At 69.0% G+C, this 20,028-nt stretch carries 24 protein-coding genes; 6 read left to right on the forward strand and 18 right to left on the reverse strand.

Annotation, left to right across the window (positions count from 1 at the left end; genetic code table 11):
- Positions 1-29: 29 nt before the first annotated feature.
- From HUA78_RS09590 to HUA78_RS09635, 10 genes are all read right to left on the reverse strand, one after another.
- Positions 30-1,055, reverse strand: a complete 1,026-nt coding sequence (locus HUA78_RS09590) for a cytochrome d ubiquinol oxidase subunit II (protein WP_174460755.1) — start codon at positions 1,053-1,055, stop codon at positions 30-32.
- Positions 1,045-2,391 carry a cytochrome ubiquinol oxidase subunit I gene (locus HUA78_RS09595; RefSeq protein ID WP_305794045.1) on the reverse strand — a complete coding sequence of 449 codons (1,347 nt, stop codon included), beginning with the start codon at positions 2,389-2,391 and terminating at the stop codon, positions 1,045-1,047. Before HUA78_RS09595 ends, HUA78_RS09590 begins: the two co-directional genes overlap by 11 nt.
- 45 nt (positions 2,392-2,436) lie before the next feature.
- Positions 2,437-2,946 (reverse strand): hypothetical protein, encoded by a 510-nt coding sequence (locus tag HUA78_RS09600; protein ID WP_174460753.1) that lies wholly within the window; start codon positions 2,944-2,946, stop codon positions 2,437-2,439.
- Complete coding sequence (locus tag HUA78_RS09605; RefSeq protein ID WP_141643359.1) at positions 2,943-3,347, reverse strand: phage holin family protein; 405 nt, start codon at positions 3,345-3,347, stop codon at positions 2,943-2,945. The genes HUA78_RS09600 and HUA78_RS09605 overlap by 4 nt, the downstream gene beginning before the upstream one ends.
- Before the next feature lie 174 nt (positions 3,348-3,521).
- Positions 3,522-4,550, reverse strand: coding sequence for an ADP-ribosylglycohydrolase family protein (locus HUA78_RS09610; protein WP_141643358.1), 1,029 nt, complete (start codon positions 4,548-4,550; stop codon positions 3,522-3,524).
- Positions 4,551-4,961: 411 nt separating this feature from the next.
- Entirely contained in the window at positions 4,962-5,222 is a 261-nt protein-coding gene (locus tag HUA78_RS09615) for a hypothetical protein (RefSeq protein WP_174453959.1), read from the reverse strand.
- Positions 5,219-5,665 (reverse strand): Rrf2 family transcriptional regulator, encoded by a 447-nt coding sequence (locus HUA78_RS09620; protein ID WP_141643356.1) that lies wholly within the window; start codon positions 5,663-5,665, stop codon positions 5,219-5,221. Before HUA78_RS09620 ends, HUA78_RS09615 begins: the two co-directional genes overlap by 4 nt.
- A 2-nt stretch (positions 5,666-5,667) precedes the next feature.
- Positions 5,668-6,657 (reverse strand): FAD-binding oxidoreductase, encoded by a 990-nt coding sequence (locus HUA78_RS09625; RefSeq protein WP_174476119.1) that lies wholly within the window; start codon positions 6,655-6,657, stop codon positions 5,668-5,670.
- Positions 6,658-6,674: 17 nt separating this feature from the next.
- Positions 6,675-7,058 (reverse strand): group 1 truncated hemoglobin, encoded by a 384-nt coding sequence (locus HUA78_RS09630; RefSeq protein WP_174476120.1) that lies wholly within the window; start codon positions 7,056-7,058, stop codon positions 6,675-6,677.
- Positions 7,059-7,198: 140 nt separating this feature from the next.
- Positions 7,199-7,804, reverse strand: coding sequence for a flavin reductase family protein (locus HUA78_RS09635; RefSeq protein ID WP_371745536.1), 606 nt, complete (start codon positions 7,802-7,804; stop codon positions 7,199-7,201).
- 173 nt (positions 7,805-7,977) lie between these two features.
- Between HUA78_RS09635 and HUA78_RS09640 the strand changes: the two genes are divergently transcribed.
- Positions 7,978-8,655, forward strand: coding sequence for a helix-turn-helix transcriptional regulator (locus HUA78_RS09640; RefSeq protein WP_174453957.1), 678 nt, complete (start codon positions 7,978-7,980; stop codon positions 8,653-8,655).
- Positions 8,656-8,670: 15 nt separating this feature from the next.
- Here HUA78_RS09640 and HUA78_RS09645 read toward each other — a convergent pair whose 3' ends face one another.
- The 5 genes from HUA78_RS09645 to atpG all read right to left on the reverse strand — a co-directional run bounded on the left by HUA78_RS09645 (position 8,671) and on the right by atpG (position 13,108).
- The gene (locus tag HUA78_RS09645) at positions 8,671-9,078 is read right to left on the reverse strand and encodes a F0F1 ATP synthase subunit epsilon (RefSeq protein WP_141643351.1); all 408 of its coding nucleotides are present in this window, start codon (positions 9,076-9,078) and stop codon (positions 8,671-8,673) included.
- Between the two features lie 22 nt (positions 9,079-9,100).
- Positions 9,101-9,670, reverse strand: coding sequence for a hypothetical protein (locus tag HUA78_RS09650; protein ID WP_174476122.1), 570 nt, complete (start codon positions 9,668-9,670; stop codon positions 9,101-9,103).
- A 31-nt stretch (positions 9,671-9,701) separates the two neighbouring features.
- The gene (atpD, locus tag HUA78_RS09655; protein ID WP_174453955.1) at positions 9,702-11,144 is read right to left on the reverse strand and encodes a F0F1 ATP synthase subunit beta; all 1,443 of its coding nucleotides are present in this window, start codon (positions 11,142-11,144) and stop codon (positions 9,702-9,704) included.
- 176 nt (positions 11,145-11,320) lie between these two features.
- Positions 11,321-12,118 carry a prohibitin family protein gene (locus HUA78_RS09660; RefSeq protein WP_174453954.1) on the reverse strand — a complete coding sequence of 266 codons (798 nt, stop codon included), beginning with the start codon at positions 12,116-12,118 and terminating at the stop codon, positions 11,321-11,323.
- 108 nt (positions 12,119-12,226) lie between these two features.
- The gene (gene atpG / locus HUA78_RS09665) at positions 12,227-13,108 is read right to left on the reverse strand and encodes an ATP synthase F1 subunit gamma (protein WP_174453953.1); all 882 of its coding nucleotides are present in this window, start codon (positions 13,106-13,108) and stop codon (positions 12,227-12,229) included.
- A gap of 204 nt (positions 13,109-13,312) precedes the next feature.
- Between atpG and HUA78_RS09670 the strand changes: the two genes are divergently transcribed.
- From HUA78_RS09670 to HUA78_RS09680, 3 genes are all read left to right on the forward strand, one after another.
- On the forward strand, positions 13,313-13,747 hold the full coding sequence (locus tag HUA78_RS09670) for a response regulator (protein WP_174460751.1): 435 nt from the start codon (positions 13,313-13,315) through the stop codon (positions 13,745-13,747).
- 78 nt (positions 13,748-13,825) lie between these two features.
- Positions 13,826-14,476, forward strand: a complete 651-nt coding sequence (locus HUA78_RS09675) for a vancomycin high temperature exclusion protein (RefSeq protein ID WP_174476123.1) — start codon at positions 13,826-13,828, stop codon at positions 14,474-14,476.
- A 109-nt stretch (positions 14,477-14,585) separates the two neighbouring features.
- Positions 14,586-14,858, forward strand: coding sequence for a hypothetical protein (locus tag HUA78_RS09680; protein ID WP_141643344.1), 273 nt, complete (start codon positions 14,586-14,588; stop codon positions 14,856-14,858).
- Between the two features lie 83 nt (positions 14,859-14,941).
- On the opposite strand, the gene HUA78_RS09685 is transcribed toward HUA78_RS09680, so the two are convergent.
- Both HUA78_RS09685 and HUA78_RS09690 read right to left on the reverse strand, forming a co-directional pair.
- Positions 14,942-15,265 (reverse strand): immunity 53 family protein, encoded by a 324-nt coding sequence (locus HUA78_RS09685; RefSeq protein WP_217442394.1) that lies wholly within the window; start codon positions 15,263-15,265, stop codon positions 14,942-14,944.
- A 135-nt stretch (positions 15,266-15,400) separates the two neighbouring features.
- Positions 15,401-17,143: an SMI1/KNR4 family protein gene (locus HUA78_RS09690; protein ID WP_174476124.1), complete on the reverse strand. Its 1,743-nt coding sequence runs from the start codon at positions 17,141-17,143 to the stop codon at positions 15,401-15,403.
- A 357-nt stretch (positions 17,144-17,500) separates the two neighbouring features.
- On the opposite strand from HUA78_RS09690, the gene HUA78_RS09695 reads away from it, so the two are divergent.
- Entirely contained in the window at positions 17,501-17,845 is a 345-nt protein-coding gene (locus tag HUA78_RS09695) for a co-chaperone YbbN (protein ID WP_174476125.1), read from the forward strand.
- 18 nt (positions 17,846-17,863) lie between these two features.
- Here HUA78_RS09695 and HUA78_RS09700 read toward each other — a convergent pair whose 3' ends face one another.
- Positions 17,864-18,214, reverse strand: a complete 351-nt coding sequence (locus tag HUA78_RS09700; protein WP_141643340.1) for a hypothetical protein — start codon at positions 18,212-18,214, stop codon at positions 17,864-17,866.
- Between the two features lie 233 nt (positions 18,215-18,447).
- On the opposite strand from HUA78_RS09700, the gene HUA78_RS09705 reads away from it, so the two are divergent.
- On the forward strand, positions 18,448-19,947 hold the full coding sequence (locus HUA78_RS09705; RefSeq protein WP_254623616.1) for a right-handed parallel beta-helix repeat-containing protein: 1,500 nt from the start codon (positions 18,448-18,450) through the stop codon (positions 19,945-19,947).
- The last annotated feature ends 81 nt before the right edge of the window (positions 19,948-20,028 follow it).

A 20,028-nucleotide genomic window follows, 5' to 3' on the forward strand; every position in this document is an offset into this window, starting at 1 on the left:
TCCGGCGGAGTGTCTCCGCCCTGGACACATCAGCCGTGAGTGTCCGTCGTGGCCGAGCCCTCGGGCCTGGGGCGGAACACGCGGAACAGGAGCGCGATGGACGGAATCACCGTGAGCGCTCCCACCCCGAGCGCGATGAGCAGCAGACGCTGCGTCGCGGGGCTCGCCGCCGCGCCCTGCAGCGTCACGTCCGGCACCACCAGATAGGGATACTGGGACGCGGCCCAGCCCAGGACGATGAGCCCGGCCTGGAATGCCGCCGCCAGCCGCGCCCACTGGAAGCGACGCGTCCACAACAAGGCGAAGGCCGTCACCGCCGCCACCCCCGTCGCCGCATGCAACGCCAGCGCGAAGGGTGAGCGCGACAACCCCTCCCACACCCGGGGCGCTCCCTCGCGCGCGAGCAGCAACACGGCCACCGCCGCGACGAACACGGCCACCCCCGCCCCGAGCGCGCGCTTCCTGAAGTCCTCACGCAGCTCCGCTCCAGACGCCTCGTGGGTGAGGAACACCGCCGCCAGGAAGGCGAAGAGCGCCAGCGCCAGCACCCCCACCGCCCACGCGAAGGGCGACAGCCACGACGCGAAGAAGCCGCTCACCACCACCCTGCCCTCCACGCGGATGGAGCCGCTCGCCACCGCGCCCACGCACATGCCCAGCAGCAACGGCGCGACAATGCTCGCCGCGCTGAACACCAGACCCCACTGCCGCTGCGCGGCGTCGCCCCGCATGTCGTACGTGCGGAAGGTGAAGGCCGCGCCCCGGAAGACGATGCCCAGCAGCAGCAATGTCAGCGGTACATGCAGCGCCACGCTCAGCGCCGCGAAGGCGCGAGGAAACCCCGCGAACAACAACACCACACCGACAATGAGCCAGATGTGATTCACCTCCCACACCGGGCCCATGGCGTGAGCGATGAGCGCCCGCTGCTCCGCCTTGCGCGGCCCGAAGGACAAGAGGTCCCACACCCCGCCGCCGAAGTCCGCGCCCCCAAACAACGCGTAGAGCACGAACGTCCCCGCCAACACGAAGCCCAGCACCGCGTCAGTGGACATGGGCCTCGCCTCCCTTCGCGTCAGGGCCCTTCGGCTCGCGGTCCGGCAGCGTGTCCGCCACCTGCCGCTTCAACAGCGCCACCACCACCACGCCCAGGAACACGTACACGACGGTGAACGTCCAGAACGGCGCGGCCAGATGAGGCACCGGTGTCACCGCGTCCGCCGTGCGCATGACGCCCCGGACAATCCACGGCTGCCGCCCCCACTCGGTGACGAGCCACCCCGCCTCCAACGCCACCAGCCCGAGCGGCCCCGACACCAGCCACGCCCACATCATCTTCCGACCCGACGGCCACGCCTTCCTCCGCCACCGATACGCAAGCGTCACCAGCGCCAGCAACGCCATGGCGCTGCCCGTGCCCACCATCACCTGGAAGGCGACGTGTACCTTCGCCACCGGCGGCCACGTGTCGCGTGGGAACTCGTTGAGCCCCTTCACCTCCGCGTTGGGGTCGCCAAACGCGAGGATGGACAGGCCGTTGGGGATGTCCAACGCGTGGGAGACAGTGCCCGTCTCCACGTCGGGCAGCCCGCCCAGGCGCAACGGCGCGCCGCGCTCCGTCTCGAACTGCCCCTCCATCGCCGCGAGCTTCACCGGCTGCGCCTTCGCCACGTGCTTGGCGGACAAGTCGCCCACGACGGGCTGGAGCAGCGCGGTGACACACGCGAGCGGCAGCGCCACCGACAGCGCCTTGCGATGGAAGGCCGAGCCTGGATGGCGCAGGAGCACGAAGGCGTGGATGCCCGCCATCGCGAACGCGCTCGCCTGATAGCAGGAGAGCAGCACGTGCGACGTCTGGGTGAGCCAGCCCGGACTGAACATCGCCTTCAGCGGTTCGATATCCGTGGGCCCATGCGGCGTGGCCACGAAGCCCGACGGGTCATTCATGAACACGTTGACCAGCGTGACGAAGAACGCGCTGGCCGCGCCACTCACCGCCACCATGACACCGGAGAACAGGTGCAGCCCTGGCGACACCCGCTCGCGACCGTACAGATAGATGCCCAGGAAGATGGCCTCGGTGAAGAAGGCCACACCCTCCAGGCTGAAGGGCAGCCCAATCACCTCGCCGTACTGGCCCATGAACTCCGGCCACAGCAGGCCCAGTTCGAACGACAACACCGTGCCACTCACCGCGCCCACCGCGAAGAGGATGGCCGTCCCCTTCGCCAGCTTCTGGCTCAGCTTCCGGTAGTCGGAGTCTCCGGTGCGCCGCGCCTTCCAGTCACTCAGCACCATGAGGACTGGCAACGCCACGCCCGCCGCCGCGAACACGATGTGGAACGCGAGCGACAGGCCCATCTGCGCCCGCGCATAGAGCAGGTCCGTCATGAACATCAGAATACGTTATGCACAATTGTCGCGCATTTAGAGATTCTACTTCTCCAGCGAAGCGGGGCTCGGAGCCTGACGGGCGGGCACGAGCGTCTTCACGGAGTTCTTCGCCACGGCGGTGGCCAGGGTGGTGGCGAAGATGAGGATGAGCTTGCGGCCCAGCTCGGCGCCCACCGGGCGTTGGTCCGCGCTGGAGGCCAGCTGGTCCGGGTGCGCCCATGCCCGCTGGAGCGCCTTCCGGCGCTTCTTGCGCAGCACTTCCCCCCGGTGGCGGGAGCGGTAGATGGCCAGGCCCACGCCCGCGCCCACCAGCACCATGGCCACGGCGCCCGCGGCCACCAGCGCGCCGGTGTGCTGCTTCACCTGATAGCGGACGTCGAGGGCGCGCCCGCGCCGCCGGTCCAGCTCCTCCAACGTCAGCAGGAGCTCATCCCGGATGCGGTCCGCCGTCTGCTCCACCTGCTCGCGGTCATCCATGCCACGGGTGATGCGGTGGTCGACGTGGCGCTGACGCTCCACCAGCTCGTTGCCCCCTCGGCCGTTGCCATTCATTGCAGCGTCTCCCGCGTGAGCTGGTAGTCGAGCTTCAAGCGCTCCTGGGTGTGGGTCAGCGGCTTCTTGGGCACGCGCTTGCTGCCCAGGAAGAGCATGCCTCCGGCGATGGCGAGCAACACCACACCCACCAGCAACACGCCCAGGGCGGCGCGCAGGGGCAGGGCCAGGCCCAGCGCCACGAAGAGCACGGCCAGGGACGTGAGGGCGAGCACGGCTCCCGCGCCAATGAGGATGCCCGCGGTGCGCGCGGCCTTCAGCTCGTCGCGAAGCTCCTTCTTGGCGTGCAGCACCTCGGCGCGCACCAACAGGCGTGTCTCCGCCAGGGCATGCCGGATGAGCTCCGCCGTGGAGAGCGACTCCAGTTGGCTGCGCTCCAGGCGTTCCGATTCGAGGTCCACGGCTCACGTCTCCCGCGCTCTGAGGAGGGGGACTCCCGGGTGCGCGCCCGTCCGCTCGGCCGGCACCTGGCCCCACTCCTCCGGACAAGGTGGGCAGGGCGGACGAGCGCGCAAAGCCCGCCTGGAAGTACAGGGCCGGCCCGCCTGGTCGCCTGCCTGGAGCGTGTCGATGGGCTAACGGCGACGCTGGTGGGCCAGGGCCGTGGCCAGCGTCTCGCGGACCTGATGGGCCCGGAACAGTCGGTCCGCGGTGTCCACCAGGTTGTCCACGTACAGCACCTGCTTGCGCAGCCGCGCGGGGAGCGCGCGCGTGCCCAGGTGCGCGCCCAGCAACGCGCCCGTCAGCGCCGCCGCGACGTCCGCTTCTCCACCGCAGCGCAGCACCAGCGCCACCGCCTCGCGGAAGTCGTGGGGCACCTTCAGCGCGGCGTACAGCGACGTCAGCAGCACGGGCACCACGTGCGAGGGCAGCCCGTCCACGCCCTTCAGCTCACTGGGAGGCACGCCCACCTTGCGCAGCTGCGTCAACGCGCGCGTGGTGTCCCACGTCAGGAGCCGGGGCAGGTGCCGCACTTCCTCGGCCAGCCCCTTGTCATGCACGGCCGCCGTCAGCGACAGCTGCTCGCAGAAGGCCGCGGGCGTCAGCGGCTCCTCCTCCATGCCCAGCGCGGCCGCCTGCGCGAAGGCGGCGGCGGCGGCGGCGCAGACCGGGTCCTTGTGGGTGATGACGGTGAGCACGCCCGCGTCGTGCGGCAGCCGCGCGCGCTGACCGCTCTCCAGCAGGCCCACCACCAGCGAGCGGCTGAGCACCGACGGGCAACGCGTGCCCAGGGGCGCGCCCGCGCTCATCCACGGCGTGCCGCTGGAGAGCCGCTGGAGCGACTCCGCGAGGCTGCGAGGCGGCTGGAGGATGATGCCCTCCTGCCACAGCCACGCCAGGTGCGCCGCCGCGCTGCGCCCGTCCACGCGGCCCTCGCGGATGACGCTCTCCGCCGCCGCCAGCAGCAACTGCGTGTCGTCGCTGAACTGGCCCTTGGCGAACTTGCCGCGCGGCCTGGGCGCGAAGTCCTCGGCGAGCCCCGGCAGCCGCGCGAGACTCGCGGGGGGGATTCCGCGCAGCGGAAAGCCGAGCGCATCCCCAATGGCGAGCCCCACGAACGCCGCATGGAACCTGTCCTGGCGCTCAGAGGGAGTCAGCGGCATGGAGTCGAGGAGATTAACCGAGGCTCAGGGCTGGACGGACAGGGAGAAGCGCGCGAATCGCGTGAAACGCGCACGGCTTCCGGTGAAATGACACGCGTGGGGACTTGACTCGCGAAGGAGGAGGCCACTCGCGTGTTTCACGCGAGCGAATTCCACGCCATACACCAGGACGCCCGCCGTCATCACCATCCACCCTCCTTGCCTCGTGCCCCCCGCCGTCGCACGCGGGGGTGGGCTGACTACCGCAACCAGCACGCGCGCGGCAAGCCCGAGCACCCGCATGCATTCGCGCACCTGCACACGTGTCCAACTCCGGAAGCTTTCGTGCCGCCACTCACACGGAGCGCATGGCGCACGAGGAACGCGCAGGTGGCAGCATCACGCGGGAGTCGGCACACGCGCCGTCACGCGTCACGCGTCGTCGCGGCCCAGGTTGACGACGGCCTGCAAGCGCGCCAGCACCGCCTCCGCGCCCTGGTGCAGGTGTGTCCCGTCCCAGAGTGCGGGTGTGGAGTGGCCGCCATGCAGCGTCCAGTCCAGTTCGGCTTCCGCGTACACGAGGTTGCGGAACACGACGCGGTCCTCCAGTGCGTGGTCGACGATGTAACGGCGCGCCGCGGCGGAGGGCTTGTCGGCGATGCGGTGGAACAGCTCGAGCGGGGCAGAGGTCATGGCGCCGTCACGGGGAGGAAGAGGTCGGCCAGGTCCTTGCGGGAGCGGCCGACCAGGTCCGCCAGTGTGTACCGGTCCAGCACCGCGAGGAAGGCCTCCCGCGCCTCCGCCAGCACGCCCTTGAGCCCACAGGCGGGGGCGATGGGGCACGTGTTGGTTTCACGGTTGAAGCACTCCACCAGCTCGAAGTCGGGCTCGGCCGCGCGCAGCACCTTGCCCACGGAGATGTCCTTGGTGGCGCGCGCCAGCGTCACGCCTCCGGAGCGCCCGGCTTTCACCTCCACGAAACCCTCGCCTGACAGCGTCTGCACCACCCGCACCAGGTGGTGCTTGGAGATGCCATATGCGTCCGCCAGCTCCTGCGTGGACGCGAGCCTTCCGGGGCGGGCGGCGAGGTAGAGCAGGACGCGCAGCGAGTAGTCGGCGTGGAGGGTGAGGTGCACGGTCAGCGGGCTCCGACGGCCTCCACCCTGGGGGCACTCGGCAGGAAGGCATCCGCGTGGAGGTCCTTCAGCGAGAGCCCCGAGAGGAAGAGCTTCTTGCGCAGGGATAACACCAAATCGGAATCGCCGCAGAGCCACGCCCGGTAGCCCACGGGCTTCGGACACTCCGCGCGGATGAGCACGTCGAGCGCTCCCTCGGCCACGTCCCGGCTTCCTCCCGTCAGCACGCCAGGTCTGTAGTGGAAACCCACGTTGCGCGCGGCCAGCTCGCGCAGTTCGTCCGTGAGGTAGAGCCCCTCGGGCGTGCGCGCGCCGTGGAAGAGCCAGATGGGGCCGGTATGCCCCGCCTCCAGCGCGTCGCGCGCGATGCCGTAGAGGGGCGCCAATCCCGTGCCGGTGCCCGCCAGCAGCAGCGGCTGCTCGGGGCGACCGGGCACGTAGAAACAACTACCCGCTGGCCCCTGCACCGCCATGGCGTCACCGACGCGCGCCTCCCGGACCAGCCAGCCACTCATCGCGCCGCCCGGCACCAGACGCACGTGCAGCTCCAGCAGGCCCTCGCGCGGCAGGCTCGCCAGGGAGTAGCTGCGGGCCAGCCCATCCGCCCGCAGCAGCGACACGTACTGCCCCGCCCGGTAGTCGAAGGACGCGTCCGTAGTGAGGCGCACGCGCAGCACGCTGGGGGACAAGAGGGTCATGGACTCGATGCGCGCGGGCACGCGCAGCGCATCCGCGCCCGCCACCTCCAGCTCCGCGCCGGTGACGGGCCGGCAGACACAGGCGAGGAAGTAGCCTTGCGTGCGCAGCGTGTCCTTCAACCCCGCGCGCGCGGCCTCCGGCACGTCGCCGGACAGCGCGCGCATGAGGCAGGACTGGCACGCTCCCGCGCGGCACGCGTTCGGCACGGCCACCCCCTGCCGCAGGAGCCCGTCCAGCACGCTCTCCTCGGCCTCCAGCGGATACCACCGTGACTCGTGCTTCACCCTGGCCATGGCGCGCCTTTCGTCCTTCAGCGGTTCAGCACGTCCGCGCGAGCGCCCCCGGCGATGGCAAGCACCTGCTCCACCAGCGGCGCAGGAACGTTGAGCTCCTCCAGCGTCGCGCGCAGGTGCTCCACCACCGCGTCGAAGTGCACGTCGTTCAGCCCGCGCTTCACCAGGGGCGCATGGCCGGCGCGCATGTCCTTGCCCGTGTAGTTCGAGGGCCCGCCCGTCACCATCGTCAGGAACGCCTTCTGCTTCGCGGACTGGCGCTCCATGTCCACGTCCTCGAAGAAGTGGCTGATGCGGTCGTCCGACAGCACCTTCCGGTAGAACACGTCCACCGCCGCCGCCATCGCCGGCTCTCCGCCAATCTGCTCGTAAACGCTCTTCTCCTGCGCCGCCGTGCTCATCGCGTCCGCTCCTTCCGCCCCATCCGGGCTTAAAGATGCATTTCAAATGCATCGATTCGGGCGTAAGGTCAACTACAGCAGGACAAGGAGCGCGAATCGCGGGAATCAGTCGGGGCCTCCGGGCCACCGTCGTGCGGTGGTCATGTCTCCGCGCGGAAGTTGCGGCCCATTCCCGCGCCCGTGCCGACGTAGTGGCGGAACACGTAGAGCAGGGGTTGCCAGCGCTCCACGTCGATGTGCTGCGTGCCCGGCACGGTGACGGACTCGTGCGCGTGCACGCGGGTGACGCGCAGCTCGGCGATGACGAAGGAGGGCTCGGGGACCTCGGGCGTGGGGCTGGAGCGGCGCGCGGACAGCAGCACGGCCTCGAGCTGCAAGGGACACTCGGCGACGCGGGGTGGAGCGACGGTGTCGGAGGGCAACGGCGTGAGGCCCGCGCGCTCGAACTTGCGAGGCTCGTGCTGATAGCCCTGCGCGCGCTTCGAGTCCGGAACGGGGAAGCGGCCCGTGGTGGGCGCCAGGCGCTCGACTTGAGGCCACAGGGACGCGGAGGGCAGGTTCACCACGGCCTCGCGCGTGCGCTCCAGGTTCGCCAGGCCCTGGCCCAGCCCGCCCAGTCCAAGCACCAGCCTGTCATCGAGTGCCCACGCGGAGGACAGCGGCGTCAGGTTGGGTGAGCCGTCTTCTTGAAGGGTGCTCAGGAGCGCCACCGGCGTTCCGAAGTAGAGGATGTGGGGCGCAATCACGCGGTGTCTCGTCGGCTCGGTCATGCCCGCATCCCTAGGGCACGGGTGGCTCGAAACGCTTCGGTGCTTGCCGAGACGTCCGCGTGCCGCCCGGCCACACACGCAAGCCCCCGCCCGAGATAGTTCGGCGCGCGCCGAAACGTCCTCGTAGGCTTGGCCCTCAAGCTCTCGCCATGCCCCACCCCATCGACCTCGCCCTCACGGCTTCACTCATCGGCGACGCCACGCGCGCGGGCATGCTCTCGCGCCTCCTCGAAGGACCCGCGAGGACCGCGGGCGAGCTCGCACGGGAAGCGGGCATCTCCCCGCAGACGGCGAGCGGGCACCTCGCGAAACTCCTGGAGGGAAACCTGGTCCGCGTGGAGGTGCAGGGCCGCCACCGCTACTACCGGCTCGCCAGCGCAGACGTCGCGCGCGCCCTTGAAGCGCTCAGCCTGCTCGTCCCCACGCGCGTCGCCACCGTGCGCGTACCAGAGCCGCTGCGCTTCGCGCGCACCTGTTACGACCACCTGGCGGGCACGCTGGGCGTGGCGCTGGCCGAGGGCCTGGAGAAGCGCGGCCTCTTGGAGTCCGGCGAGGACAGCTACGCCCTCACCCCGGAGGGCACACGCTTCGTGGCGAAGTGGGGCGTGGATACACAGACACTGTCACAGGGCCGCCGCGCCTTCGCGCGCCGCTGCCTGGACTGGAGCGAGCGCCGCGCCCACGTGGGTGGGGCGCTGGGCGCCGCGCTGGCGGAGCGCCTGTTCGCGCTGCGCTGGATTGCACGCCGGCCCGAGGGCCGCGGAGTGCGGCTCACCGTCGAGGGCCGGCGGGGCTTCGAGAAGTCGCTGGGGCTGTCCTGGCCGTGAGGCCCGGAGACTGACTCAGGCCCGAGCGTTCGCGGCGCCGATACGAGCCGCCTCGCGACGCACGGTGGCCTGCTCCAGCTCGTAGCGCGCGTCCTCGGAGGACAGGCCCTTCAGGCGCTCCTGCGCCTCGGACAGGCGCTTGCGCGCGCCCTCCACGTCGATGCCGGACACGTGCTCCGCGGCGTCCGCCAGCACGAGCACCTTGTCGTTGGCCACTTCCACGAAGCCGCCCGCGACGAAGTACGCGTCACGCTTGCCCGCGTCGATGAGCGTCAGCGAGCCCGGCTCCATCAGCGACAGGAAGGGGGTGTGCCCCGGCCGCACGCCAAACAGGCCCTTGCCGCCGGGCACGATGGCCTCGTCGGCCTGCACCGACAGGATGCGCTTCTCGGGGGTGACAATCTCCACAGTCAGCTTGGCCATGAGGCTCCTCGCACTACCCAAATCAGAAATGGAGCTGCTGGGTGCTGCCACCCACCGGCTCGAACTCCACCACCCCGGCGTCCGTCAACCGAGGCCCCTTGCCGGGGATGCCGAGCGTGCCCTCCAGCCACTTCAAGTGGTGGGTCATCTGGCGCACCTCGGTGAGCTGCCGCGCGGGGACCAGGTCCGTCAGCCGCCGCTCCAGGACTCGCTGACCGTCGCGGCCATACTGCCCCGCCACCAGCACGTTCGTGGCCCAGCCCGGAGGTCCCTTGGGCTTCCTCGCCTTGCCCCGCTTCGGCGCCGGCTCCGGCTTCGTCTTCCCCTTCTCCACCAGGGGCCACACCACCCAGACGCGCTCGCCGTCGTTGGAGACGAAGTAGTAGTCGTCCACCGTCCCCAGGCACTGCTCCAGCTGCCAGACGGGTCCGCTCTCCTTCGTCACCTCGAGCCGGCACTTGCCCGGGCCCCCGTCCACCATGCGCACGCTGTACAAGCCGTTGGCGCTCACCCGGGCCCGTCCCTTTCGCTCCTCCGCCAGGGCGGGGAGCGACAGAACACAGAGGAACAGGGCGAGCGCCGCGTGACGCATGGTCACCTCGGAAAGCGGGTTTGAACCGAGTCTACGCCGCCTGCTTGATCGCGTTCTCGACGACTTCGCTGATGGTGCCCGCCATGTAGAAGGCGCCCTCGGGGATTTCGTCGTGCTTGCCCTCGGCGATCTCCTTGAAGCCCTGGATGGTGTCCTGGAGCTTCACGTACCGGCCTTCCTTGCCGGTGAAGACCTGGGCGACGAAGAACGGCTGGGACAGGAACTTCTGAATCTTGCGGGCGCGCGCCACCACCAGCTTGTCGTCCTCGGAGAGCTCGTCCATGCCGAGGATGGCGATGATGTCCTGCAGCTCCTTGTACCGCTGGAGGATGCCCTGGACCTTGCGGGCCACCGCGTAGTGCTCCTGGCCGATGATGCCCGGGTCCAGGATGCGGCTGGTGGAGTCGAGCGGGTCCACGGCGGGGAAGATGGCGAGCTCCGCGATGGAGCGGTTGAGCACCGTCGTCGCGTCCAGGTGGGCGAACGCGGTGGCGGGCGCCGGGTCCGTCAGGTCGTCGGCGGGCACGTAGATGGCCTGCACCGAGGTGATGGAGCCCTTGGTGGTGGAGGTGATGCGCTCCTGCAGGCTGCCCATCTCCGTGGCGAGCGTGGGCTGGTAACCCACGGCGCTGGGGATGCGGCCCAGAAGGGCGGACACTTCCGAGCCGGCCTGGGTGAAGCGGAAGATGTTGTCCACGAAGAGGAGCACGTCACGGCCCTCCACGTCGCGGAAGTACTCCGCCATGGTCAGCGCGGAGAGGGCCACGCGGGCGCGGGCACCAGGCGGCTCGTTCATCTGGCCGTACACGAGGACGGCCTGGCTGGCCTCCAGGTTGTCGGTCTTGATGACGCCCGTGTCCTGCATCTCGTGGTACAGGTCGTTGCCCTCGCGGGTGCGCTCGCCCACGCCGGCGAACACGGAGAAGCCGCCGCGCTCGATGGCGACGTTGCGGATGAGCTCCTGCAGGAGCACCGTCTTGCCCACGCCGGCGCCGCCGAACAGGCCAATCTTGCCGCCACGGGTGTAGGGGGCGAGCAGGTCGATGACCTTGATGCCGGTCTCGAACATCTGCACGCGCACGTCCTGCTCCGTGAACGCGGGGGGCGCGCGGTGGATGGGCCAGTACTCCTGCGCCTTCACCGGGCCCATCTCATCCACCGGCTCACCGGTGACGTTCAGGATGCGGCCCAGGGTGGCCTTGCCGACCGGAACCTGGATGGGGCCGCCCGTGTTGCGAACGGCAGTGCCACGCGCCAGACCCTCGGTGGAGTCCATGGCGATGGTGCGCACCGTGTTCTCGCCCAGGTGCTGCGCCACTTCCAGGGTGAGGTTCTCCTGCTCCGGCCCCAGGTTCGCGTTCGTCACCTTGAGGGCGACGTAGACCTCGGGAAGACCGCCCGGCGGGAACTCGACGTCGACCACGGGGCCGAGAACCTGGATGATTTTGCCTGCCGTAGGAACTTGAGCGCTCATGGGATGTCGTCTGCCTCGTGAGGGGGAGCGGCCGGCGCCGTGCCCGTCATCAAATTTCGGCCCGGATATGAGGGCGGTGCCCCTTTACCGGGGGCCTCCCCCAGAATCAAGCCTCCCGGGGACCTGACCGGTAAGTCCCGCTTAGCGGATCCACGCCCCCGGCGCCAACCCCCCGGCTACTTCCCGTCCACCTGGTAGACGAGCGGCAGGTTGCCCTTCGAGCCGCCGCCCACCACCACCACCTTGGCGTTGGGGCTGGAGGCGAGCTTCTCCGTGGCCTCGATGCCCTTGAAGCGCAGGTACTCCTCGGTGAGGCCCTGGCGGACGATGTTCTGGTACTTGGCGATGCCCTCGGCTTCGATCTGCCGGCGCTCGGCCTCCTGGCGCTCCTTGTCCAGGGTGAAGCGCATCTTCTGGCTGCGCTGCTCCTCGGCGAGCTTGTCCGCGATGGCCTCCCGGATGGCGGCCGGCAGCGTGACGTCCCGAACGAGGATGGCCTCCACGACGACGTGCTTGCCCTGCAGGGCCCGGGTCACCTCGTCCTGGATCTCCTTTTCAATCTGCTCGCGCTTGGTGGAGTAGATCTCCTCTGGCGCGTAGCGACCGAACACCTTGCGCGCCTCCGAGCGGGCGATGGGGGCGATGAGGATGTCCGCGTAGCGGGGGCCCGTCTGCGTGTGCAGTTCGAAGAGCTTCGCCGGGTCCACCCGGTAGCGCACGCTGGAGTCCACCTTCAGGTCCAGGCCGTTGTTGGACAGCACGCTCAGCTCGTCCTTCATCTCCTGGACGCGCAAATCGTAGGTGATGAGCGACTTGCCCGGCCTGAGCACATGCAGCCCTTCACCATAGGGCTCACGCTGGGTGCCGCTGCCAAACGAGTCGAAGCCGATGCCCCCGTGGCCGCTGGACACCGTCTCGCACGCACACCCACTGATGCACAGCAGTCCCAGCACCACCCACAGTCGCTGCTTCACGCGGCCCTCCTCGCGCGAGCCCTCACGCGCTCGGGGAGACCCTTAAACGCGAAGGGCCCGCACCCAAAAATGGGGCGGGCCCGAGGCTTGCGCGACAGGAGGCGGGAGCTACTTGAGCGCCTCGGCGCCGGAGACGATTTCCATCAGCTCCTTGGTGATGACCGCCTGACGGGTGCGGTTGTAGGTGAGCGTCAGGCTGGAAATCATGTCCGAGGCGTTGGAGGTGGCGTTCTCCATGGCGCTCATGCGGGCGCCGTGCTCGCTGGCGACGCTCTCCAACAGGGCGCGGTAGACCTTGATGTTGACGGCCTGGGGGACCAACCGGTCCAGCACCGCCTGGCGGTCCGGCTCGTACTTGAAGTCCACCATCGCGGTGGCGCCCTCGGAGGGAGGCGCTTCGGCGCCGAGCGTCTGCAGCGGCAGCAGCTGGGCGACGACGACCTTCTGGTTAATCGCGCTGATGAACTCGTTGTAGACGATGTGGACCGCGTCCACCTCGCCGTTGAGGAAGCTGGCGACGAGCTCCTCGGCCACTTCCGCGGCGGCGCGGTAGTTCAGCCGCTGGTACAGCCCACCGAAGTCCTTGCGGATGGTCTGGTTGCGGTTGCGGAAGAAGTCGTTGCCCTTGCGGCCCACCGTGGAGACCTGGATGCGCTCCAGCGCGGTGTTCTCGTAGATGAAGCGGTTGGCGCGGCGGGTGATGTTGGAGTTGAAGCCGCCCGCGAGGCCGCGGTCCGACGTCAGCGTCACCAGCTCCACGCGCTTGACCGGGCGGGCCACCAGCAGCGGATGGGTGAGGTTGTCGTCACCGGAGCGCGCCGTCAGGTCCGAGATGATCTGGTCCAGCATCGACGCGTACGGACGGGCGGCGAGGATGGCGTCCTGCGCCTTTCGCAGCTTCGCGGCGGAGACCATCTTCATGGCCTTGGTGATCTGCCGCGTGTTCTTCACCGAGCGGATGCGCTTGCGAATGTCGCGAAGGGACGCCATGGGACGGAGGACTCCTGTGGGACGTTCTGCCCAGGTGCGCCCGGGTGGGAGCAAGGCAGTCTGACGGCGGGGCCCCCTATATAAGCGGGCCGCAAGCCGGTCAACGGCAGTCCTGCCGGGGCTTTCCGGACACGTGGCCCGGGGGCTGCCGGGCGGGCGACCCCGGGGCTGTCGGAGGTGAGCAGACCCCTTACCTTCCAGGGCATGGCCTCAGCCGTCGCCGCCGGTGGTGGACCCCTGCTCATCGTCGAGGACGACGTGGATATCCGCGAGGCGCTCCAGACCTACCTGGAGCTCCAGGGCTACGAGGTCCGCGTCGCGGGCGACGGCCGGGAGGCGCTGGCGCACCTGGCGGCCCTGCCCCCTCCCTCGCTCATCCTGCTGGACATGGGGCTGCCGGTCCTGGACGGCCACCGGGTGCTGACGGCGCGCGGGACGGACCCGGCGCTCGCGCGGGTGCCGGTGGTCATCCTGTCGGCGGAGACGGCGGACATGAGCCCCCGCGACAGGGCGGTGTACGCGGCGAGCCAGGGCGTGGCGGCCTTCCTGCCCAAACCGGTGGACCCCAAGCGGCTCCTGGAGACGCTGCGGCGGCTGTTGCCAGGGCTGGCCGCCCCCCAGGCGGACGCACCGGTTTGACGCGGGAGGTCCACACGGGGCTTTGCGAGGGCGGTCGGCCGTAACACAATGGCGCCTGGTGCGGTGGTTCCTGGGTCCATGAAGCCAACCCGAGCGAGCGGTATCTGGGCGCGCAGGGCCCTCTTCCTCCTGCTCGCGGGCACGGTGGGCCTGCTCGTCACCTCGTACCTCGTGCGGGTGAGCTACGAGGAGCGCATCGTGTCCCTGGCGCAGGCGCCCACGGCGCCGGTGGCGCTCGTCTTCGGCGCGGGGCTGGCGCCGGGCGCGGTGCCCTCTCCGGTGCTCGCCCAGCGGTTGGACATGGCGATGGCGCTGTGGCGTGAGGGCAAGGTGCGCGCGGTGCTGGTGAGCGGGGACGAGGTGCAGCCCTTCCACCACGAGACGCGGGCCATGCGGCGCTACCTCCTGGAGCGCGGCGTACCGGAGTCCGCGGTGCTGGGCGACGAGGCGGGGCTGTCCACCTATGACAGCTGCCTGCGGGCGCGCGGCGTGTTCGGGGCGAGTCAGGCGTTGCTCGTCACCCAGCGCTTCCATCTGCCTCGGGCGCTGTTCATCGCCAACTCGGTGGGCATCGACGCGTGGGGCGTGGCGGCGGACGAGGGGCGGTCGACACCCTGGCGCTACACCGTGCGCGAGACGCTGTCGCGCGTGCTGGCCCTGGGCATGGTGCTGCTGAAGGTGGAGCCCGTCTACCCGACGGGCCGCGCGGCGTTCCCGAAGGGCGGCTGAGCCGCCGAACCCGGCAGGCGGGCGGGCGGCGCGAATTGCGGCGGCCCGCGTGGGTTCTCATTGTTGAGGTACGGCGGTTCAGCCCACCCCGCTTGAGCGAGGAGACACCATGCGATTCAAGAAGCTCGGTTCGGAGGACGTGGGCGAGTCCACTTCGTTGCGTCACGTGAATCAGGACACCGGCGAGGAGGAGATCAACATCTCCGACCAGGACCTGGCGGCGACTCCCCCGTTGGAGGAGGAGCCGGACTTCCGAGACATCCTGCCGGATCAGATTCACGAGTTCCGCCGGGGTGACGAGGAGGCGGAGGAAGTGGAGCTGACGGCCCAGCCCGAGGAGCGCTTGCGCCCCGCGCGAAGGGACCAGCTCCCGGAGAGCTAGCGCTTCGGCGCCCATCGGTTGGAAGGTCGAGGCCGGACTGATGAGGTCCGGCCCGCCTGCGCCCACTGGGATTTCTCGTGGACTCACTGCTCGCGCAGAGCGCTTCCGCCCGCGAACTTCTCCTGCCACGTCTGGAAGATGCCCAGAATCTCCCTCAGGTTCGAGGCTCCACCAAACCCCTCGAAGACGTCAGCGCGCACTCGGCAGCGGACCCAATCCTCGTCCGTTCGATCAATCGTCACTTCCTCGAAGGCGACCCCCGACAACTCCGTCTGGATCAGATCGACGTAGACCAACCACCCTGGATTATCGAGGTTCTCAATCCGAACACCGTACTGGTGCTCCCACTCTCCATTGGAGTGATTGGCAAGCCAGGCTTCCAGCGTGCGTAGCGCATCCATCGTCATGTTCTCCTCCCAGGAGTTCGTTTGACGATGAGGAACGGCGAGACCTCGTCAGGCTGACATTGAGGGGCCTCTTGCATCGCGCCGCGAGGCGGCCCCTCCTCGAGCGAAGGGGCCGCGCATGGACGCGTCGAGGGCCTACTTCCTCGACTTGGCCTTCTTGACGACGCCCTTCTTGGCTGCCGCCTTCTTCGCTGGAGCTTTCACCGCGACGACCTTCTTGGCCCCCGCCTTCTGGGTGGCGACCTTCTTCGCGGGGGCCTTCTTCGCGGCTGACTTCACAGGCGCCTTCTTCGCAGCCGACTTCTTCGCGGTGGGCTTCGCAGGAGACTTCTTCGCGGTGCCCTTCTTCGCGGCTGACTTCGCAGGGGACTTCTTCGCTGCGGCCTTCGTCGCGGCAGGCTTCGCAGGCGCCTTCTTCGCGACGGGCGTCGCAGCCGTCTTCTTCACGGGGGCATTCTTCAAGGCGGGCGTCGCAGCAGCCTTCTTCGAGGAGGGCGTCCCAGCGACCTTCTTCGAGGAGGGCGTCCCAGCGACCTTCTTCGAGGAGGGCGTCCCAGCGACCTTCTTCGCAGCGGGCGTCGCAGCAGCATTCTTCGCAGCGACCTTCTTCGCAGCGGGCGTCGCAGCAGCATTCTTCGCAGCGGCCTTCGTCGCGGAGGGCGTCGCGGCGGCCTTCGTCGCGGCGGCCTTCTTCACGGCGGCCTTGCTTGCGGTGCTGGGCGCGCCAACCGCTGGCGTATCGGCCTTCTTCACGATGGCTTCACGGGGCTTCGTCGCCGTATCCACCTTCGCCGCCGGAGCCACAGCCGACTTCTTCGCCGCCGCCTCCGCGAGCAGCGCCGGCACATCGCTCGTCGCGGGTGCCAACGCCAGTGGCGTGGCCACCTTCTTCGCCTTGGCCTTCTTCGCTGTCGGTTCCGCCTGGGGCGCGCTCACCGGCTTTGCCTCAGCGGGCGTCGCGGCCACCTGAGGCTTCGCCTTCTTCGCGGCGGGCTCGGCAGGAGCCTTCGGTGCCGGTGCCTCGGCCGCCTTCTTCTTGGGCGCCTCCTTCTTCTCGGGCCCCAGCTCCTTGCGCAGCGCCTCCTGCATCGTCGGACGCACGAAGAGCTCTACCTGCTTCACCGCCACCTTCGACGGAGCCTTCCTCCCACCGCCGTCCTTCGTGCCAGCCTTTCCGAATCCGGCGGTCTCGGCGCCCTTCCGGCCTCGTGACGCGTCGTCGTCATACTCGTAGGCCAGCTCGCGCTGAGCGCCCTCGTCCTCCTCCTCTTCGGCCTCGACGAGCACCTCCTGCGTGACGGACTCCTCCTCCGTCTCCTCTTCGTCGTCCACCCCGACGCCAGAGAGCGCGCCCTGGAGCACCGCGTTCAGCGCGCGCGCGAAAGTGCGCTCACCGAAGCTCTCGACCTCCGCAGGAGGCACGAGCACGTCGAGCATCTCCTTCAGCGTGCGGTACAGCCGCATCTCGCGCTTCTCGCCCTCCCAGGTGCCGAAAATCCATTCCTCGTCACCCAGCGCCTGGACCCAACCCGGCAGGGGTCCACCACCATCGCCCTGCTCCACCATGGCCGACTTGCGCGCGGAGAACAGGTGCCGGTGGGCCCCCTTCATTCCAATGCGCCACACACCCGCCGCCGGAAGGCCCTCCAGCTTCAGCCGCGTCTTCTCCAACACGCTCGCGGAGCCCTCGGGCCCGTGCAGCGGGAAGAGACTCACGTCCCCGTGAAACTCGCCCCCGTTGAAGGACAGGTACAGGTGGCCGAGGTCCTCGGGGAATGGAACGCCACACTCCGTCTCCGCCCACCGGACCTCATCCGCGGACACACCCGATGACGCTGCCTTCGCCGACTTCCGCAGTGCCTGCAACCACTCGTGCATGACCCCTCCACGACACAACCATTGCCACAACCTTACGGCGGCTGTGCGTCCCGCGCAGTGCGCCTGTTGGGCTTTTGATGGCCCCCCGCACGGAATGATCCAGCCCCCGAGGTAGGGCCACCCGAGCCCTCCCCGGACCTATCACGACAACGCCGGGCCAGGGCTCCATCCATCCCCTTGCTCGGGAGGAGGACCCGCCACCGACCCAGAAGGGCCCGGGCCTCGCGCCCCCTCCGCTCCAGGCCAGACAGGCCTCTTTCCGCTGATCCACGACCGCGCGGAACGGGTTCCCCGGGGACCCGCCACCCGGGCCGAGCCCGGCTTGAAGCCGGCAGAGCGACCCGTTAGGCAAGGGGCATGGCACATCCCGTGAGCTATGAGGGGACGGCGGAGAACTTCGACCAGCTGGTCATGGAGCCGAAGGGCGAGCTGGTGGTGGTGGACTTCTGGGGTGACGGCTGCCCGAACTGCGAAATCTACGCGGCGGCCGAGCCCATGCTCCTCTCGGAGCTGGACGGCGCACCGATGCGCGTCGTGAAAGTGAACGCATACCAGCACGAGACGCTGGCCCACCGCTTCGGCCTCTACGGCATCCCCACGTTCCTGCTGTTCCGCGAGGGGAAGCTCATCGGGAAGATGAGCCAGTACTACGGCAAGGAATACTGGCTCGGCGTCGTCCGCGACCACATGCCGACGGCGTAGCACCCCAGGGCGCCGTGCTCAGCCCACCTGGGTGAGCCGACCGCCCTCCGGCGGACTCGCGGCGGACACCACGGCATCGGCGGCGCGGCGCGTGTTGGCCTCGATGGCGACCTGACACAGCGCCGTCTGCGCCTGGAGCTGGAGGACGAAGGCCCGCGACCTCGCCGAGCGGACCCCCAGCGCCATCCCGATGAAGCCGAGGACCACGGCCCCTATCGGCCCGCTCTTCATCGCCGCGTCGAGCACCGCGCCAGCGACTCCTCCTCCGACAAAACCAGCCAGGCCCCACGCGAAGACCATGCCTCGTGCCTGGTCATAGAGCGCCTGCGCATGGGCGCGAATGATTTCCGGGTCGTATCTGACAGTCATTGCTTCCCCACGGGTCGAGACCTGCGAATGCAGGCCCCTGGAAAGCTTCCACAAGACTCCCGGGAGGGACCTACCTCCCCAGGGGTATGGACAGCAGCGCGTCCATCCTTCGGGGCAACGAGGTTGATGTGGGGCAGGGCCGTTACAACCATGAACCCTCGCGGTGGCAGGGCACGAGGGGGACGGACATGACGAAGCATCGATGGGGGCAAATACTTACGCATCTGGCCTGCATGACATGGCTATGCGGCGGCGCGCTGGGTTGCGGCACGGGCCAGCCCGATGCATACGAGGACGGCGCATCGTCGGACAGGGTGGGGACTCAGACCGCGAGGCAGGCACCCATCTTCACGGAAGACCTCTTCTACGACCACTGTCCGAGGGGGACGCAGGCGCAAGGTCCCACCATCCATGTCGCGAAGACCGGCCCACGAGACCCCACGAAGCCTCTGGGGTCCAACGAGAATCCCTACTCCACCATCATGGCGGCGGTGAAGGTCGCCCGGCCGGGAAACGTCATCGTGGTGAGAGCAGGTGACTACAACGAGCAGGTCGCCATCACCGCTCCGAAGGGGGCTCGACCAGGCACCGCCGACGCTCCCATCGTCCTGAGGGGTGAGCAGGCCGCGCGTCCTCGCATCCTGCCAGCGGCCACCAACGTCGGCAGCCTGGTCATGGTGAGCCAGCCGTACTGGATCGTCCAGTTCTTCGAGGTGGACGTCCAAAGCAGACCGTCGTTCGCCGTGCTCTTCGAGACCAACACGACCTGCTCCCAACTCCGCGACTCGAAGTTGCACGGAGGCCGGGCCGGCGGCGGCGTCATCGCCAGCTACGCGGAGTTCGTCCTCTTCGACCACAACGAGATCTACGACTTCTCCAAGACGAACACGGACTCGCACGGCGTGGCGATCCGAGGCGTGTCCCGCAACATCTTCATCGTGGAGAACGACATCCACGACGTTTCGGGCGACGGGGTGCAGTGTCAGCCGAATGGCGGCCGGCCCGCCATCATCCTCGTCGAGAGGAATCGACTGCATGCCACGGGGGAGAACGGCGTCGACGTCAAGGCCTGCGATGACCTCCTGCTGCACAGGAACATCATCTACGACCTCCCGAACATCACCCGCTTTCCCTGGCAGGCGAACACGTCCGCCGCCGAAGGCGTGCTGATTCACGAGGACGCGACGAACATCCAGATTCTGGACAATGAAATCTACCAAGCGGGCCGGGGCATCTCCATTGGCGGGAACAACGTCATCGACCATCCCACCAACGTGCTGATTGAAAGCAACTACATCCACGACATCTACAACTATGCGTCGCGCACCAATGGACAGGGCATCCGCATCGTGAAGGGTGAAGGGGTACACATCATCAGCAACACCATCGAGCGGACCGCCGACGCGGGACTCCGACTCGCAGCGGACGAACCCAACGTCGTGTTTGGCCTCATTGTCTATGACAACGTCCTGCGCGACATGCGGCTGTTCGTGCGCCTGGGGCGGCCGGAGCACCGGCCCGGCATGGGAATGGACCGCAACCGCTATTTGGGACCCATTGGAGTCTTCACCCTCTCAGGTGCCCTGTGGGAGGGGACCCATGCCCAGTGGCTCAGCGCACTGGCCCCCTCCCACCTGGACCAGTTCTCAGTGAGAGTCCTCGTGCCCTCACGGGCAATCACCGAGCCAGGGCTCACGGAAGCACCCTCCCCGAGGTCGACGCCCGCGCCGTAGCGGGTTACCGCATCACACGCACCCCGCCGGAAGGAGCCACAGGGCTTCCGGCGGAGCCGTGCGTTCGCATTGGGCGCGGCG

The organism is Myxococcus sp. CA033 (assembly GCF_013336625.1).
GTDB classification, from domain to species: Bacteria; Myxococcota; Myxococcia; order Myxococcales; family Myxococcaceae; genus Myxococcus; species Myxococcus llanfairpwllgwyngyllgogerychwyrndrobwllllantysiliogogogochensis.

What these genes read in the sequence shown, in the direction of transcription:
- HUA78_RS09695 (WP_174476125.1), top strand. Translation starts at nt 17,501, where the DNA reads ATGGCACATCCCGTGAGCTATGAGGGGACGGCGGAGAACTTCGACCAG.
- HUA78_RS09650 (WP_174476122.1), bottom strand. Translation starts at nt 9,670, where the DNA reads ATGCGTCACGCGGCGCTCGCCCTGTTCCTCTGTGTTCTGTCGCTCCCC.
- HUA78_RS09670 (WP_174460751.1), top strand. Translation starts at nt 13,313, where the DNA reads ATGGCCTCAGCCGTCGCCGCCGGTGGTGGACCCCTGCTCATCGTCGAG.
- HUA78_RS09630 (WP_174476120.1), bottom strand. Translation starts at nt 7,058, where the DNA reads ATGAGCACGGCGGCGCAGGAGAAGAGCGTTTACGAGCAGATTGGCGGA.
- HUA78_RS09625 (WP_174476119.1), bottom strand. Translation starts at nt 6,657, where the DNA reads ATGGCCAGGGTGAAGCACGAGTCACGGTGGTATCCGCTGGAGGCCGAG.
- HUA78_RS09690 (WP_174476124.1), bottom strand. Translation starts at nt 17,143, where the DNA reads ATGCACGAGTGGTTGCAGGCACTGCGGAAGTCGGCGAAGGCAGCGTCA.
- HUA78_RS09615 (WP_174453959.1), bottom strand. Translation starts at nt 5,222, where the DNA reads ATGACCTCTGCCCCGCTCGAGCTGTTCCACCGCATCGCCGACAAGCCC.
- atpG (WP_174453953.1), bottom strand. Translation starts at nt 13,108, where the DNA reads ATGGCGTCCCTTCGCGACATTCGCAAGCGCATCCGCTCGGTGAAGAAC.
- HUA78_RS09675 (WP_174476123.1), top strand. Translation starts at nt 13,826, where the DNA reads ATGAAGCCAACCCGAGCGAGCGGTATCTGGGCGCGCAGGGCCCTCTTC.
- HUA78_RS09700 (WP_141643340.1), bottom strand. Translation starts at nt 18,214, where the DNA reads ATGACTGTCAGATACGACCCGGAAATCATTCGCGCCCATGCGCAGGCG.
- HUA78_RS09645 (WP_141643351.1), bottom strand. Translation starts at nt 9,078, where the DNA reads ATGGCCAAGCTGACTGTGGAGATTGTCACCCCCGAGAAGCGCATCCTG.
- HUA78_RS09590 (WP_174460755.1), bottom strand. Translation starts at nt 1,055, where the DNA reads ATGTCCACTGACGCGGTGCTGGGCTTCGTGTTGGCGGGGACGTTCGTG.
- HUA78_RS09680 (WP_141643344.1), top strand. Translation starts at nt 14,586, where the DNA reads ATGCGATTCAAGAAGCTCGGTTCGGAGGACGTGGGCGAGTCCACTTCG.
- HUA78_RS09705 (WP_254623616.1), top strand. Translation starts at nt 18,448, where the DNA reads ATGACATGGCTATGCGGCGGCGCGCTGGGTTGCGGCACGGGCCAGCCC.
- HUA78_RS09610 (WP_141643358.1), bottom strand. Translation starts at nt 4,550, where the DNA reads ATGCCGCTGACTCCCTCTGAGCGCCAGGACAGGTTCCATGCGGCGTTC.
- HUA78_RS09595 (WP_305794045.1), bottom strand. Translation starts at nt 2,391, where the DNA reads ATGACGGACCTGCTCTATGCGCGGGCGCAGATGGGCCTGTCGCTCGCG.
- HUA78_RS09600 (WP_174460753.1), bottom strand. Translation starts at nt 2,946, where the DNA reads ATGAATGGCAACGGCCGAGGGGGCAACGAGCTGGTGGAGCGTCAGCGC.
- atpD (WP_174453955.1), bottom strand. Translation starts at nt 11,144, where the DNA reads ATGAGCGCTCAAGTTCCTACGGCAGGCAAAATCATCCAGGTTCTCGGC.
- HUA78_RS09640 (WP_174453957.1), top strand. Translation starts at nt 7,978, where the DNA reads ATGCCCCACCCCATCGACCTCGCCCTCACGGCTTCACTCATCGGCGAC.
- HUA78_RS09685 (WP_217442394.1), bottom strand. Translation starts at nt 15,265, where the DNA reads ATGACGATGGATGCGCTACGCACGCTGGAAGCCTGGCTTGCCAATCAC.